10 protein-coding genes are annotated in these 16,425 nt (G+C 46.7%); 1 reads left to right on the top strand and 9 read right to left on the bottom strand.

Annotated features, from left to right (window positions below):
* Nucleotides 1-131: 131 nt before the first annotated feature.
* On the bottom strand, nucleotides 132-1,238 hold the full coding sequence (locus FHS57_RS00570) for a Gfo/Idh/MocA family protein (RefSeq protein WP_183970924.1): 1,107 nt from the start codon (nucleotides 1,236-1,238) through the stop codon (nucleotides 132-134).
* Nucleotides 1,239-1,405: 167 nt separating this feature from the next.
* Between FHS57_RS00570 and FHS57_RS00565 the strand changes: the two genes are divergently transcribed.
* Complete coding sequence (locus FHS57_RS00565) at nucleotides 1,406-3,934, top strand: M14 family metallopeptidase (RefSeq protein ID WP_183970923.1); 2,529 nt, start codon at nucleotides 1,406-1,408, stop codon at nucleotides 3,932-3,934.
* Between the two features lie 82 nt (nucleotides 3,935-4,016).
* Here the strand turns inward: FHS57_RS00565 and dapA are convergent, their stop codons facing one another.
* From dapA to FHS57_RS00525, 8 genes are all read right to left on the bottom strand, one after another.
* Nucleotides 4,017-4,901 carry a 4-hydroxy-tetrahydrodipicolinate synthase gene (gene dapA / locus FHS57_RS00560; protein WP_183970922.1) on the bottom strand — a complete coding sequence of 295 codons (885 nt, stop codon included), beginning with the start codon at nucleotides 4,899-4,901 and terminating at the stop codon, nucleotides 4,017-4,019.
* An 84-nt stretch (nucleotides 4,902-4,985) separates the two neighbouring features.
* Nucleotides 4,986-6,224, bottom strand: coding sequence for an aspartate aminotransferase family protein (locus FHS57_RS00555; protein ID WP_183970921.1), 1,239 nt, complete (start codon nucleotides 6,222-6,224; stop codon nucleotides 4,986-4,988).
* 119 nt (nucleotides 6,225-6,343) lie between these two features.
* Nucleotides 6,344-7,660, bottom strand: a complete 1,317-nt coding sequence (locus FHS57_RS00550; RefSeq protein ID WP_183970920.1) for a RagB/SusD family nutrient uptake outer membrane protein — start codon at nucleotides 7,658-7,660, stop codon at nucleotides 6,344-6,346.
* A gap of 27 nt (nucleotides 7,661-7,687) precedes the next feature.
* Nucleotides 7,688-10,765 (bottom strand): SusC/RagA family TonB-linked outer membrane protein, encoded by a 3,078-nt coding sequence (locus FHS57_RS00545; protein WP_183970919.1) that lies wholly within the window; start codon nucleotides 10,763-10,765, stop codon nucleotides 7,688-7,690.
* A 353-nt stretch (nucleotides 10,766-11,118) separates the two neighbouring features.
* The gene (locus tag FHS57_RS00540; protein ID WP_183970918.1) at nucleotides 11,119-12,318 is read right to left on the bottom strand and encodes a hypothetical protein; all 1,200 of its coding nucleotides are present in this window, start codon (nucleotides 12,316-12,318) and stop codon (nucleotides 11,119-11,121) included.
* 90 nt (nucleotides 12,319-12,408) lie between these two features.
* On the bottom strand, nucleotides 12,409-13,278 hold the full coding sequence (locus FHS57_RS00535; RefSeq protein WP_183970917.1) for a type 1 glutamine amidotransferase: 870 nt from the start codon (nucleotides 13,276-13,278) through the stop codon (nucleotides 12,409-12,411).
* A gap of 211 nt (nucleotides 13,279-13,489) precedes the next feature.
* Nucleotides 13,490-14,632 (bottom strand): Gfo/Idh/MocA family protein, encoded by a 1,143-nt coding sequence (locus FHS57_RS00530; RefSeq protein ID WP_122934076.1) that lies wholly within the window; start codon nucleotides 14,630-14,632, stop codon nucleotides 13,490-13,492.
* Between the two features lie 30 nt (nucleotides 14,633-14,662).
* Nucleotides 14,663-16,303: a sulfatase family protein gene (locus FHS57_RS00525; RefSeq protein ID WP_183970916.1), complete on the bottom strand. Its 1,641-nt coding sequence runs from the start codon at nucleotides 16,301-16,303 to the stop codon at nucleotides 14,663-14,665.
* Nucleotides 16,304-16,425: the final 122 nt, after the last annotated feature.

Raw genomic sequence — 16,425 nt, 5'->3', positions numbered from 1 at the left:
CACCTGCACTAGCGGTCTGACTATCGTCTGACCGAAACCTCGAACTACGGTCAGACGGTAGTCAGACCGCCCTTAGTATTTTTTGCTTGCAACTGCCCTAGCGGTCTGACTATCGTCTGACCGAAATCAGGTTAAACCACCGACACCTTTTTCCCCCCAGCTGCAATAGACTTATAAACCGCCTCAATCACTTTCATGTCTTTCAGTCCTTCTTCGCCCGTCATGTTAGGATCGGGTTTTCCGTTGAGGATACAGTCAGCCAAACCGTCCATTTGCCACGTTTGGTGCATTTTGGTGGTATCCCAACTCATTGCGCCTTGGTGAGTACGGCCTTTGATAGGGCCATAGCCAAACGCGGGACTAAGCTCGACAAAGCCTTTTTCCCCGATGACATACAATCGTTCTAAGTTGTTGAAATTATAGGTAGTCACGCACGACGCAATCGCTCCGCTTGGGAAGCCCATTTGCCAAGTGATGGTTTCGTCAACCTCCTTGAATTTAACAGGGTCGGTTTTGGTTTCTTCCGCCGATACCCAAATCGGTTCTTCTCCCGTGGCATAACGCGCACCATTGATGCAGTAAATGCCCACGTCCATCATGGCTCCACCACCCGCTAAGGCTTTCTTGAGACGCCACTGTTTGGGGTCACCAATTTTGAAACCATCGTAGGAATTTACGTGCAAAATCTTTCCTAATTCGCCCGATTTACGCAAGCGAATCAGTTCACGGGTATAGGGTTCAAAGTGTAAACGATACCCAATATAGAGTTTGACGTTCGCTTTTTTGCAGGCGGCAATCATCTCCTCAGCTTCTTTGACCGTTACCGACATTGGTTTTTCACAAATCACGTGCTTCCCCATTTTGGCCGCCCGAATCACGTATTCGTGGTGCATAGAGTTAGGAAGCGTTATATACACCGCGTCGATGGCAGGGTTATCTTTGATTTGTTCAAAATTTTGGTAGCTGTAAAAATTGGCTTTGTCCAGCCCAAACTTGGTGCTCCAAGTATCAATTTTAGTAGGGGTTCCTGTGACACCCCCTATAAGTTTTGCCAACTTACAATCTTTCATGGCCGTAGCCACGCGGTCGGCGTAGCTTCCCAACCCCACCAAAGCCACGCCAAGTTGCTTGCCGTCGGCAGGTAAAGCGTGTGCTTGTTCGGGAAAAGTAGTAGTAGCCAATGATAAAGTAAGGGCCGAACCGCCCACTTGGCGAAGAAAATCGCGACGAGAGTTCATAAAAAGAGCTGGATTAGTTTTCTATTAAAAGCAGCTACATCGCTTTTTCTTTCGGGCTCGTCCAATAATTTTACGGTATCTTTAAAGTTTGCGTATTTTTGGCCATTCATTTTTAATTGTTGTCCCAAACTAATCATTTGTTACAACTCATCTCAACTAAAACCTCCATGAGAAAACCACTATTGTTTTTGACGGGCTTACTTCTGAGCTTACAGGCTCTGGCCCAACTTCAATCTCCTACGCAGTTCTTTGGCTTTGCGCCAGGGGAGCAAATGGTACCTACCCACCGTCTTTATCAGTATGCTACGCACGTATCGCAGCAAGTGCCTACCAAAGTAAAATTGATGTCGTACGGACAAACATTTGAAAAACGTCCACTGATGATGGTCGTCGTGAGTTCGGAAGAAAACATTAAAAACCTAGACCAAATCCGTACCGACAACCTCAAGAGCATCGGTTTGATGGCTGGGCAACCAACCAGCAAAACGCGGCCTGCGATTGTGTGGATGAGTTACAACGTGCACGGAAACGAAGTAACCAATTCGGCCGCATTTCCCAAAGTATTACACGAATTGTTGGCAGGTGGAGCGGTAGCCGACAAGATTCTAAAAAACACCGTGGTTATCTTGGCCCCTTGCCTTAACCCCGACGGCCACGACCGCTACATCAACTGGTACAACCAAAAAGTAGGTGTGACCGCCAATGCCAACACATCCGCTTGGGAACACGGCGAGCCTTGGCCAGGAGGACGTTGGAACCACTACTTGTTTGACCCCAACCGCGACTGGGCGTGGCAGACCCAAGAGATTATGCAACAACTCGTGGCTGCTTTTCAACAATGGATGCCGCAAGTACACGGCGACTTCCACGAAATGGGTCCCAACAGCCCGTACTATTTTGCCCCATCAGCCAAGCCTTACCACGAGGACATCACGCCGTGGCAACGCGAAATGCAGGAAGTGATTGGTACATACAACAAACGCTACTTTGACCGCAACAGCTGGCTCTATTATACCCGCGAGCGTTTTGATTTGTTTTATCCAAGTTATGGTGATACTTGGCCTACTTACAACGGTGCGATTGCCATGACTTACGAGCAAGGTGGCGGCGGCATCGCTGGCTTGGCCTACGAGCGCCCCGATGAAGGAGATACCCTTCGCTTGACCCACCGCGTGGCGCACGTATCGGCGGCGAGTATTGCCACCATGGAAGCCATCGCTGACCGTTCGGGAAAAGTAGTAGAAGAGTTTGTGAAATTCTACGACCGCAACCAAAATAGCCCCATTGGCCTTTATAAATCGTACGTTGTAAAAACAGCAGGCGATGAAGGCCGCGTAAAAGCATTGAAAACGTTGTTGGATAAAAACCAAATCCGCTACGGATACGCCAACGACAGCCGTGCATTGACTGGCTACAACTATTTGACTCAGAAAGACGAGTCTTTTAAAACTGAAGTGGGCGACTTGGTCATCAGTGCTTACCAACCCAAGTCGAACCTGTTGAAGATTTTGTTTGAAATCAAACCCATGCTTGAAGATTCGGTCACTTACGATATTACGTCTTGGTGCGTACCGTTGGCGTACGGTGCCAAAACATACGGCGTAAAAGAGCGACTCACCCCTAACCCACAAGCACCCGCCAGCAGCCCACAACCTGCCATTAGTGGAAAGCCTTACGCTTACATTGTATCGTGGAAATCGGCGGAAGATGCCAAGTTTTTGGCCGCCATTGCAAAACAAAAAGTACGGGTTCGGGCAGCAGAAAAAACGTTTGACATGGGCGGCAAAACCTACGCCGCAGGTACGCTCATTATTACCCGTGCAGGAAACGAAGGGCTAGGTGATTCGTTCGACAAGATTGTACAAGCCGAAGCCACTAAGTTTGGGGTAGCACTCAGCGCCACTGAAAGCGGGGCGGCTTCTAAAGGCTCTGACTTTGGCTCTGACTATGTCTATAACCTAAAAACAACGCCACGGGTTGGGCTTCTAGCAGGTGAGGGTACCACGGCGACCAACGTAGGCGAAATTTGGCATTTCTTCGATCAAGAACTCAGCTACCCGCTGACGCTCATCGACCCAAACAGCCGTTTTGGCGCAGGGATTCCGTTTGCAAAATTGGACGTCTTGATTGTCCCATCGGGCTTTGGTTCACTTATTCGTGAAAGTCAATTCCCTGCCTTGCGCGAATGGCTCCGCAGCGGTGGTCGTTTGATTTTGTTGGAAAATGCTACTGGGCTTTTGGCAGACAAAGAAGGTTTTGGCTTGAAAAACAAAAAAGACGACAGCAAAAAGTCAGACAAAAAGAACGATGACGATAACCTGAAAGCGTTTGCTAACCGCGAGCGCGAGTCGGTGTCAGACGAATCGCCAGGAAGTATCTATAAAATCAAATTGGACAATTCGCACCCATTGGCCTTTGGATTCCCTGACCACTATTTTGCCCTTGTCAACAACGTTTATAACTACGAATTCTTGAAAAACGGCTGGAACGTTGGCTACTTAAAAAGTGAAAAAGATGGCTACGTAGCTGGTTTTACGGGTAAGAATGTGAAGGAAAAACTCCCTAACTCTCTTTTCCTTGGTGTAGAAGAAGTAGGTCGTGGTAAAATAGTTTACATCGCCAACAACCCACTTTTCCGTGGTTTTTGGTACAACGGTAAGTTGTTGTTCTCCAACGCGGTGTTTATGTTACCGTAGTGTGGTTTTCCAAAAAAACAAACGAAAAGAGGCTGTCCTTGTGGGACAGCCTCTTTTCGTATATCGGGAAAATAGTTATCTACTACAGCAACCCCTCGCGGGTCATAATGGTTGTAAGTTGTACGCCAAGTTCGTCAGAAGCTTTGACTAATGGCAAACGCACTTCGCTGCTGCATATCCCTTTGATTTCGAGGCACTTTTTGATGCCTACAGGATTTGATTCTGCATACAATGGGCCGTCCATGTCCAAGAAACGATACTGAATTGCGGCGGCTTCGTCGGGACGATTTTCGAGGGCGTGCCACGTCATTTCGGTAAATTCTTTCGGGAAAGCGTTGGCAATCACCGAAATAACCCCTTTCCAACCAATACTAATCATGGGTGAAACGTGGTTATCATCTCCCGAAATCAACAAAAAGTCGCTTGGGCACAGTTTAGCCAACTCCATGTATTGGTCAAAATTGGCACACGCATCTTTGATACCGATGATATTGGGGTGTTTAGCCAACTCAACAATGGTTTCAATTTTCATGTTTACCACCGTACGGCCAGGTACGTTATACAACAATACAGGCACGGGACTCGCGTCGGCAATGGCCGTGAAGTGGGCAATTAAACCACGCTGTGAAGGCTTGTTGTAATAAGGACATACCGACAAAATAACATCTACTCCCGAAAGGTCGGTTTGTTTCAATGTTTCCAACACAGCACGGGTGTTGTTGCCACCTAAACCATATACAATTGGGAGCTTTTTGGAATTATTATCTTGAACAAACTTCAACAAATCGAGCTTCTCCTGAGCAGTAGTAGTGGAGGTTTCGCCCGTTGTACCTTGAACAACAAGGTAGTTTACACCGCCTTCGCTTACAAAATCAATGAGTTTTTTGAGCGCCGTGTAATCAATATCGTGGTTGGTGTCGAAGGGGGTAACTAAAGCCACGCCCACTCCTAAAAATCGGGTATCCATTTGATTTGTAGTACGGACAACTTGCCCGTCAATATATACTGGTAGATGATTGGTAGATTGAGGCCACAAAGGTATTAAAATTTGTCAATCTATTGCTTCTAAAATGATATTACACGCTTCCCTAATTTGGGCTTCCGTTATGACAAGCGGCGGGGCGATTCGCATGGAGTTATCGCAAAACAAAAACCAATCGGTGATTACTCCCGTGCCCTGTTTTGCCCGCCCTATCGCGCGGTCGATGATGGGTTTTAGTACTTCAAACGACTCAAACTCGACCGCCAACATCAATCCTTCCCCCCGAATTTCTTTGATGGAAGGATGCTGTAACAACCCGCGAATAAGCTGCCCTTTAGCGACAGCGCTTTCAGCAAGTCCTTCTGACTGAATCACTTCTAGGGTAGCCAACGAAGAAGCACAACTCACAGGATGTCCACCAAAGGTAGTGATATGGCCTAAAATGGGATTGTTTTTAAAAACTGCCATGATGCTTTTGGACGAAATAAACGCCCCAATGGGCATTCCGCCTCCCATGCCTTTGGCACACAACAAAATATCAGGTACGACCCCAAATTGCTCAAACGCCCAGAAGGTGCCCGTTCGCCCAAAGCCCGTCTGAATTTCATCATAGACCAACAACGTGCCCGTTTCGGTACAGCGCGCGCGCAAGGCTTGGTGGTACGCAACGTCGGGAACCCGCACACCCGCTTCGCCCGAAATCACTTCGATGATGATGGCGGCCGTTCGGGTCGTGATTAGGGAAAGGTCTTCCAATACGCCAAAACGAATGTGACGAACATCGGGAAGCAACGGTCGAAAATTGCGTTTGAAAAACTCAGCCCCTGCCAAACTCAGTGCACCTTGGGTGCTGCCATGATACGCATTGAAACATGAAATGATTTCGCTGCGCCCCGTAAAGCGCTTGGCGAGTTTCATGGCTCCTTCGACTGCTTCCGCGCCTGAGTTGGTGAAATAGACGTTGTCTAATGGCTCCAGACCTGTAAGGTTTTTGGAAACTTTACAGGTCTCGCGCGGAACCTTACAGGTCTGGACCAGCGCCTCTGCCAACTTCACTTGTGGTGTTTCGATGTACTCCCCGTACACCATCAAGTGCATGTATTTATCGAGCTGCTGGTGAATGGCTTTCAGCACGTGAGGGTGTCGGTGGCCTGCGTTGCTAACGCCAATCCCCGAAATCATATCGACGTATTTTTCGCCGTTGGCACCGTACAGATAAATGCCCTCCGCACGGTCGATGTCGAGGGCGAGCGGAAAATCAGACGTTTGGGCGAGGTAATTATAAAAAAGCTCGTGACGATTCGTCATACTATTCAAAACAATGGTATCAAAAAGCGATTTACGAATAAAATAAACACGTCGCACAAATTAATATGCGACGTGTCTGAACTACTCTTCAAATTGTTGATAAAGAAACTCCCAAACGATTAATAGCCTGGGTTTTGTACTAATTTTTTGTTCGTATCAATTTCACGTTGTGGAATCGGAAGAACCAAGTTATTAGCGCTAAAAACCGTTGTCCCTACCGTTCCTTTGGTACGCTTGATGTCGTGAATTTGTTGACCTTCAAACGCTAATTCCAGTTTACGTTCTTTCAGGATAGCGGCTAGAGTAAGTGACGCAACTGGCGCCAAACCTGCCCGAGCACGAATCATGTTGATGTCGGCCAAAGGCGTTGCGCCTACGGTCGTTCCTAAACGGAAGTTTGCTTCCGCACGGATAAGGTACATTTCAGCCAAACGAAGCACGGGTACATCGCCAAAACGATCGTTGAATTTGCTGGTAAATGTACGTGAACCTGCGTTGCTTGTATTGAAGAATTTACCACGAATATCGTTTGCTTCGTAAAGAGCCAAATGTTTTGTCTGAACTCGAATATCTCCACGACCTTGGTTCAAGGCAGAAGCATAGTACGTATTCATGTCGTTGGCACCATCCTGATCGGTTACTACGATGCTGAAAATGCTCTCGGCATTGTCGTCAACAAAGGCATTGGCAAAATCAGTTTCAAGTTCAAATAATCCTGAGGCAATAACGCGGTTGGCCGCATCACGCGCAGAGGCATTGTTTCCTTGCATCAAATAAACCCGTGCCAAAAGGGCAATAGCAGGCGGGTATTTGGCCAATTGCTCCGCCTTTGTCAGGTCATCAATGATTTGGGCATACACTTCTGCGACACTGTTACGCGCTTTGTAATCTTCGTCAGTGACCGAACGCGTAGGGTTCAACACCAACGGTACGCCTAAATTGGCCGCATTATCGCCGTCACCCCAAGCTTTGGCATACAAGCGTACGAGTTCAAAGTAAATCGCCGCCCGAATAAAACGAGCTTGCGCTTCAACGGGACCTCGGTTAGCAGTGCTTACTTTGTCGAGGGCACTCAACACGTTGTTGGCACGGTTAATCGCAGCATACGAGTTGTTCCAAGTGAGCGTAGTTTGGGAATTACCAGGGGTAATTGTTTTACGCCAAAGCTCGTCTAAGGTAGTAAACGTTCCACCGAAAACCACTTCGCGGTCATCGCCAAGAAGGTCGCCCGTATATTGGAAAGCGCCACCATATACATTTATGCTACTCATACCATCGTACGCCCCTACAAGGGTTACGTTTACGTCTTGTTCGGTTGCCAAGGCCGTCGATTCGTCGATACTTTGAGTCGGCTGTACATCGAGTCGGTTGGCACAGGCAGCGCTCAAAAGCATTACTGAGCCTGCAAGTACAAAAGATTTAATGGATGTATTCATTGTGTGAAAAATCAAAGTGTTGAAAAATTAGAAACCAATGTTGATACCCCCCGTGATGGTTTTCGCTTGAGGTGCCGTATAGAAGTCATAGCCTTGCGCAATGTTGGTTACGATGTCGTCGGCATTTACTTCTGGATCCCAACCTGTGTATTTCGTGAAGGTCAACAAGTTCTGACCCGTCAAGAACAAACGCACACTGTTGATTTTTGCTTTGTTCAACAATGATTTTGGCAAACTGTATGAAAGTGTCACGTTACGCAAACGAACAAACGAACCATCTTGGATAAAACGGCTTGAAGGTTGCGCACCGTTGTTGAAGAACAAACGTGCTTCTGGGAATTTTGCGTTTGGATTTTCTTTTGTCCAAGAATCCAGCTGGTCTGCCGTTTGGTTATCTTCAAAACGAGCATTGGCTGAAGAGAAACGTCCTACGCCGTAGAAATTGAGTTTGTTTCCAAACACGCCATTGAAGAAGATACTCAAGTCAAATCCTTTGTAGCTAAACGTGTTTGTCAAACCACCAAGGAGTCTGGGCTGCGGATTGCCAACTACGACGCGTTGTGCTTGGTTATAGCTGTTGGTCGTACTACGGTCGATTGTACCATCGGCATTCTTCACATTTTTATACCAAAGGGCATCTCCGTTGGCAGGATCTACACCCGCGTATTCGGCGGTGAAAAACGTTCCGAGTGGTTGTCCTTCTACGGCACGGCTCATGTTGTTAAGACCCGCTTCGATAATTTGCCCTTGCAAATCGGTGATTTTGTTGCGGTTAGCGGCCAAGTTGATGCTTGTTTTCCACTTGAATGCCCCTACTAGGTTATCAGTATTTAAGACAAACTCTACTCCTTTGTTTTCCAAGCGGCCTACGTTTTTCACTTGGGTCGTAAAACCAGTCGTACCTGGCACGTTTACGTTCAACAAAAGTCCTGAAGTTTGTTTGTTGTAGTAGTCAATTTCCCCACTGATGCGGTTATTGAGGATACCAAAGTCGATACCAATGTCAACTTGGTCTGACGTTTCCCATTTCAAATCGGGGTTAGCCAACTGCGAAGGGCGTTGACCTGGCAAACCTGCGTAAGCAGCATCTCCCGTGTATAGTCCAAGTTGTGGGAAGTTTCCGATTTCGGCGTTACCTGTCCGTCCGTAACTTGCCCGAAGTTTCAAGAAACTGATAACAGGATTGTTTTGCAAGAAGCTTTCTTCCGAAAGTACCCAACCTGCCGAAACCGCAGGGAAGAAACCATAGCGGCTGTCGCGTCCGAAACGTGACGAACCGTCGATACGTGCGCTCAATCCTAAGAGGTAACGGTCGTTGAATTTGTAGTTGGCACGGGCAAAATACGACAAGAAACGGAAATTGGTTTCAGTAGAAGTACCCGCTGTTTTACGAGCCGCACTCGCAATCATACGATACGCATCCGAAGGGAAATCTTGGCCTTGGGTAAGGGCAAATTTCTCTTGTGATTGCTGATACGACATCCCCAATGTACCGTCGATGGTATGTTTTCCGAAACTGTTATTGTACGTAAAGTAGTTGTTGGTGTTGTAGTTTTCAACCCGCGTAAAGGCATTTTCGCCCAAACCGTTTGGTGCACCGAAATTACGTTGTGTTTTACTGTTGTAGTACGACTCTTCTTGTTGGTTCAGTACGTCCACCCCTAGTTCAGAACGGAAATTCAATCCTTTTACAATCATCAACTGGCCATATATGCTGCTAATACTGCGGCTAACCGTTGTATTGTAGTAGGCATTGCCAATGTTGATAAGGGGGTTATAATACACAGGAATCGAAATATCACCTGGAGGCGTTCCTACTGGAAGACCCGTTTCTGGGTCGTTTTGTGGCGTCATTGGAGGCAAAGCCACCATCTGAATCGGGTTGTCAAATTGGCGGTCGCCCGACAAACGATTGTTCAACGTACGGGCCATGCTCATGTTGATTCCCATGCGGAAACGATCAGATACTTTTTGGTCGAGGTTAACACGACCCGACATACGGTTGAGGGCGTTGCCAATCAAAATCCCTTTTTGGTCAAGCAATTGTCCCGACACAAAGAACGAAGTTTTGTCATTTCCTCCGCTGATATTTAAGTCATACTGGCTCATTGGTGCTTTTTGGTACGCCAATCCACCCCAGTCAGTACTTGCTTGGTTGGCAGTACCAAATGTTCCTAAGCTTTGGGTTTGGAAGAAATCTTCCATGTAAGCCGTGTAAGAATCTGGGTCTTTAGGGTCAATACCGTCGATACGATCTGAGTTAGCAGCCGCTTGGCGGTATAGTTTCAAATACTGTTCCGTATTCAAAAACTTCACTTGCTTGGTCGGTTTGCTTGAACCAAATTGATACCCGAAGTTGATGTTTGTCCGTCCCGATTTACCACGTTTGGTAGTGATAAGCACAACACCATTGGCCGCGCGCGAACCATAAATGGCTGCCGCAGAAGCATCTTTCAATACCTCAATCGACTCAATGTCTTGCGGGTTAATATCCGCCAATGGATTGGTAGCCCCACCGTTGTTACTCAAGTTTTGGGTCGTTACTGGAATTCCATCCAAAACGTACAAAGGCTGGTTAGAAGCTGATACCGACGAGTTACCACGTACCCGTACCTGAATCGCCTGCCCTAGCTTCGACGAACCTGCCGTTACTTGTACCCCAGCGGCCTTGCCTTGGATGGCTTGGTCGAAGGTATTCACAGGCATGTCTTGGATGTCAGCAGGGCGAATTTTGGCGATGTTCCCTGTCAACTCACGCTTGATTTGTGAGCCGTATCCCGTTACAACGACTTCGCTCAAACTTCTTGTTTCAGGTTTTAGCTGAATGTTGATTGCTGAGCGGCCGTTTACTTTTTCCTCAGAAATCGTAAAGCCCACAAAACTAAAAACCAACGTTGCATTGTCAGGAACAGCCAACCGATAGTTTCCTTCAGCGTCAGAGTTAGTCCCTTTGGTTGTGCCTTTAACGGCCACAGCGACACCAGGCATTCCTACCCCATCTTCTGCCGAGGTGACTTTCCCTGTCACCATCTTGTCTTGCGCTCTTGCCAGAAGAACCGACAAGCACGTAGCCACTAATAGGCTTACACGTAAAATGTGTCTCATACAGTTTAGTTTGTTAGAGTTAATAAATAAAAAAAGTACCAAATTAGAACCTTGTTCCAATCGAATTCTTTAAGCAATACTTTGGATACGATAAAAATTACACAAAGGAGGTGTTGTTAGACCAAAATGGACTAAAAAAACGACACGAAAGTACGATGAGATTGTCTGAGAAGTTTATACTTAACAAATCATCTATTGGCAGGTGAAGACCCTGCTTAGTTTTCTTGGCCAGTTTTGGCATACAATACTCTTTTGTGTGGAAAACGACTATTTGGTAACACAAACATAACGCACAATTACCGAAAAGTCAAAGCTTTACCGTATCAAAAGTTGGTTATACTTAGGAGATATACTTAGTCAGGCTCGTAAAAACAAGTGCTTCCTCCTACCCACGTAAAGTCTTTGTTGAAGCGAACGCCAATCATTTCGCCGCGACTCAAGCGACTCAAGCTTGTGAGCAACTGCGGGCGTGGGGCATTGTCTTCCCATACATAAAGCATACGAATCTCACATTTCACCAGCCCATCCAAGGCTTGAATGATCGGCTCGTAAGCCACCTTTCGCTGTAAAATCCAATTTTCAGGGTCAGCAACCGATGATAAGTCTTCGAGAGAAACGTGGATTTTTACGCCGCTTCCTGCAAATGAGAACAGAGGTTTGAGGACATAATTTTCTAAATCGGCAGGAAATTGCCCACCGTATTCGCTCAAGAAGCGGGTATCGGGTACGTAGGGAGATTTGAGGAATGGAAGGGTGTATTTACTGATGCGAAAAAACCAGTTGGGATGCCCTACCCAAGTCACGTCCACATCATCCGTAAGGTTAAATTCCGTTTGAAGGTCAGGGAAATTACCCAAGTCATCAAAAATCAAGCGGTTATATATACGTTTGACTTGGATTTCGCGGCCGTCTTTTTCGTAGAACAATTCCCGTCCACGCTTTTTGATTTTTGTGTAACAAACTGCTTTTACCCCCAAAAATGCGTCCGTTACGGCAAAGTCGATGCGGGTTTTTTGTTGTTCTGGATAAATTTCCAGCAAAATGACATTTTCGGGGTTTTCGTTGCCCACAATTACTTCTTTCAGCTTGGCAATGTACTCCGCTTGCGTACGCACCCCGCTGAAATAATTGCTAAAGTCGGCAGGAATCGGGAAATAATTGCGAAACTTCTCGGTGACGTAGCTTTGAAACCCAAAAACCGACGGAAAGCCCTGTAACTCTATTAGTTGAGGCACAAGCTCACCTTGTGCGTCTTTACAAATGGCAAAATCAATGGCCAAAAATGAGCTATGATTATTTTCGTTTGGTACGTTTTGGTCAGCAGGAATGGCGGGTTGGGTTTGGTTTTTAAACTCGCTTCCCACAATCACATCCACAAACGATTCACAGGCTTCAATGAGCTTATTTTTTAAGGATTTTGGCACAAAAACGGGCGTTTCTGCTACCCTAAATTCGAGTTGATTGGGCCAATCGGTGTGAATACCCGCAACAAATTCGTTGTATTTTTCCTCGCTGAAAGCTGCGTTGTACGTTTGTCGAAGTTGTGTAATCATAGGAACTAAAAGGTTTACCAAGTATGATTCGATAATCAACCAAAAGTAATCAACAAATCAATTTCTCCAAATAAAACTTCATTCGACACGCTACATTCTAACCTCGACATTCATCTCACTTTGCATGCTAACTACGACATTCGCACTGAGTTGTTCGGCGGCTTTTTGGAGAAAAGTAGGAATGATAGATGCTTCGGTAAGCATGATTTTGTCGGGGTCTTGGAGGTGAGTTACCATGTCGTTGTATTTTTCTTCCCCGTGGTTTTTGATGATTCCTTCGCGTTTTTCGTCTTTTTGGAAGTGACGAAGCATCCCTTCGGCGTCGGCTTCGGGGTGGAATTGCGTCCCAAATACTTCACGAGAAAAGCGTACCGCCATCACTGCTCTTTCCAAATGCGCCACGTGCGGACGTTCTTTTTCAATCCCCAAAATTTTTGCCCCAATCCGTTCTAAATGATGATGATTAGGCTCAATTACTTGAAAGTCGCGCGAGTCAACGGCATAAAATGGATCAGGCAAGTTTTTGAAAAACGGTTCTTTCTGGCCGAAGTGTGTTTTGGTCATCGGAAATATCCCAAAAGAGGTCGAGCCGCGCTTACAAACCAATCCAACGCCCCAGTGCAAACACGCCATTTGAAAGGAGTGACAAATCAAAAAAAGGTGTTTTTTGCGGGGATGGTGCGGTTGGCGGTTGTATTGCCAAATCTGGTCAAGGAGCAAAAAGAAAGGTTTTTCCCACGGTTCGCCCACTGGTTGAGGATTGCCTGGCCCTCCCGAAGAAATAAAAATATCGAAACTCAAATCAGGCACTTCACATTTTTGGCGCACATCAAATACCTCATAGGTTGCCTCCATTCCTTCTTGATTTACAAAACGCTCCGTGATGGCTTTGATACAACGCATTCCTTCGTTGGCATACCCATCGTACATGTCCAAAATGGCAATCTTTAGTGGCTCCATTGTGATGTCTCTCTCTATTTACTTAACAAAAAAATCGTACTGCCGCTGGCTTCAAACTCCTGAAAGAGAGGAATAAAGGTCAGTGGCGGTACGATGTAAAAATACTATTTTCTCCGCAAAGTTACGGAAATATTAATTCAACAGTTTGAAAATGTGGTAATTTGAAAATGAGAATTTTGTCGAATTAGCTAATTTTCAAATTAATCAGCGGCTACACAGTTACCCAGCGGCGCTCGCGGCTACTTTCTACGATTTTGTCGCAAAGGCGAAGCTCACGCAAGCCGTCTGCAAACGTTGGATACGTTGGATTGGCTGGTTTTCCGTTGCGAATTGCCGCATATACTTCTTTGAACAACTGCTTCGACGTATCAGGGAAGCCTTCGTTGTGGCCACCTGGGAACGTCATCAAAGCACGTGCTTCTTCGTGGGCAAGGGCAGGGTCGCGCAACAATACTTGGTTGGCTACTTCACGACGCCCCATCCATACTTCGTTAGGAGTTTCTGAGCACCAATTGAAAGTTTGGTTTGCACCGCTGATTTCGAGCGTACAGCGGTTTTTACGCCCTGCCGATACCTGACTTACGGTAGCTACGCCCGTGTTGCCGTTGTCGAAACGGTACAAAATCGAGGCGAAATCTTCCGTAGTAATAGGTACTTCTTCGTAATCAGAAGCCTGAAGCAATTTGCCTGAGTAGGTTGCGATAGCCTTCTTGGGTTTCATACGCGTTTTGTGAACCGTATTGAAATCTGCCATTACTTCGGTGATGTGAAGCCCCGTGATGTATTCAATCAGGTCGAATAAGTGCGAACCGATGTCGGCAACGGCACGTGAGTCACCCGATTGCGAAGGTTCCAAACGCCAGTTGTAGTCGGTTGGTAAGAAAAGCCAGTCTTGCAAATAGCTACCTTGTACCGAATAAATATCGCCGAGTTCGCCTTTTTCACGCATCGTTTTCATCTGACGAATCAACGGGTAATAGCGAAGGTTGAAGTGAACGGCATTAACCAAGCCCAATTTATCGGCCAACTCTACCAATTCTTCTGCTTGAGCAGTGGTGGTGGCAAGTGGTTTTTCGCAAACCACATTTTTACCCGCCAACAACGCTTTTTTGGCTTGCTCATAGTGAAGAAAGTTTGGCGTACAAATGTGAACGCACTCAATAGAATCGTCGCGAAGAAGGTCGTCAAACGAATCGTAAGCGGCTGTGCCGAGCGATTGGGCACGGGCTTGGGCGATTTCGGCCGAGAAATCGGCGATACCTGCTACTTCAACGTCGGGCAAACGCCGTAGAGCTTCGATGTGGGCTGGCCCGATAAAGCCAAGACCTACTACGGCTACTTGAGTTTTTGACATAGTAATAGTGATTTGGGTTTAAACGTGGGTTTATAATTGAGGATAAATGACAATTCCACTACGTCGATAACCAATCCGCTGTGCAATCACGTACAGCGAATCGCCTTGGGATAGCTCTAAAGGGTGGCTATAAACCTGCCAACTGGCATCTTTCCAGTGTTTTTTGTACCCAATTGAGGCTCCTTTGGTGGCGCAAGTTAATGCAATTTTAGAAGAATTGACGGAGATAATCGGGATTTGCGTTTGCGGAGGGCTGTCGCTCCCACCCCACCATCCACCGACCATTTCCATTTCGGGTTCGGCGGCTTTATCGCCTACTTGCTGAATCCAACGGTCATAGATGCCCCGCATTTCTTTTAATTTTTGCTGATACTGAGCCACATCGGCAAGGTTGACAAATTGGTGGGGGTCGCTTTGGCAATCGTACAATTCTTCGGTAGGCTTGCTGGAACTAAACCACCGTAGCTGCGTAGCATTGAGCTGACCTGCTTCTTTGAGTTTTAAAATGGATTGCATCGACGGTTGTTGCAATCGGTAGCGAATATTCTGGTAGTACGGTTTTTCGGGCATGTAGTTGCGGAGGTACTGATAACGCCCATCGTGTACACTTCGTACGCGGTCGTATTCCGAGTCCATGCGGTCGCGGGCGGCAAACACAAACTTCCGCGAGCTTTTGGCTTTTTGTTCTCCCAAAAATGCCTGCCCTTGCAAATGTTTGGGAATAGGAATGTGCGCCAACGACAGCAGCGTCGGTGCCAAATCAACGAAGCTAATCAGTTGGTTATCTACTTTTCCTCGTTGGTTTTGGGGAACAAACGGATTTTTAATAATAAAAGGAACCCGCAAACCGCGCTGCGTCACTTCGCGCTTGACGTAGGGAAGGCCGTCGCCGTGGTCGGAAAAGAAAAATACGATGGTATTGTCGGCAAGACCATCTTCCCGAAGTTGTTCCAAAATTTTTCCTGCTTGTTGGTCCATCACCATGGCGTTCGACAAATGTCGCGCAATATCAAGGCGAACTTCTGGGGTATCGGGATAGTAAGGAGGTACGGTGACTTCTTCGGGTTTGACGAGCAAAGGCTCTTTCGACCGCGCCCATACCTGCGATTCGTGCGTGACAGTGAAATTAAAAACGGCAAAAAATGGTTGATTTTTATCGGGGCGGTTGCGCCAATGTGCCCGCGTGCTACTCTCATCCCAAGCGGTCGGAGGAGCTTCAAACTGATAATCTTCTTTGGAATTGTTGGTACAATAATAACCCACCGCTCGTAAGTATTCAGGAAAACATTTGACATACTCAGGAATAACCGCCGAATAACCCTTAAAACCAGGCGGATAGGCGTCGGAAGCCACCGCTGAAGCGGCCAAGGTACGCATGTGTTGGGTACCGATGGATTGTTGATACATACCCGTAATAATCGCGGAACGGCTAGGAGCGCACACACCCGCAGTAGCAAACGCGTTGGTATAGCGCGTACCCTCGGCGGCAAGTTGATCAAGCTGGGGCGTTTTGACGATTTTATTACCAAAACTACCCAACTGATAACTCATGTCTTCGCACGTAATCCACAGAATATTAGGATGTTTTGGCGGCGGAGCATCGAAATTCGCTTGCTTGAAACTTGACAGTAGAAAGGCGATGACTAGCACCCCAGCAAAGACGTGTTTCATAAAAAATACGAAGTTTAACAGTCTGACGTTTTAAGACTTGGCTCGTCTGATTTTACTGATGAGAGAAGCAAATTGAGGGGAGGTAAAAAAGGGCTTTAATAACTTTTAACAAACTTTCGTCC

Source organism: Runella defluvii (genome assembly GCF_014195535.1).
GTDB classification, from domain to species: Bacteria; Bacteroidota; Bacteroidia; order Cytophagales; family Spirosomataceae; genus Runella; species Runella defluvii.
The sequence above is the reverse complement of the archived record's forward strand: the minus strand, read 5'-3'. Positions and strand labels throughout refer to the sequence as shown.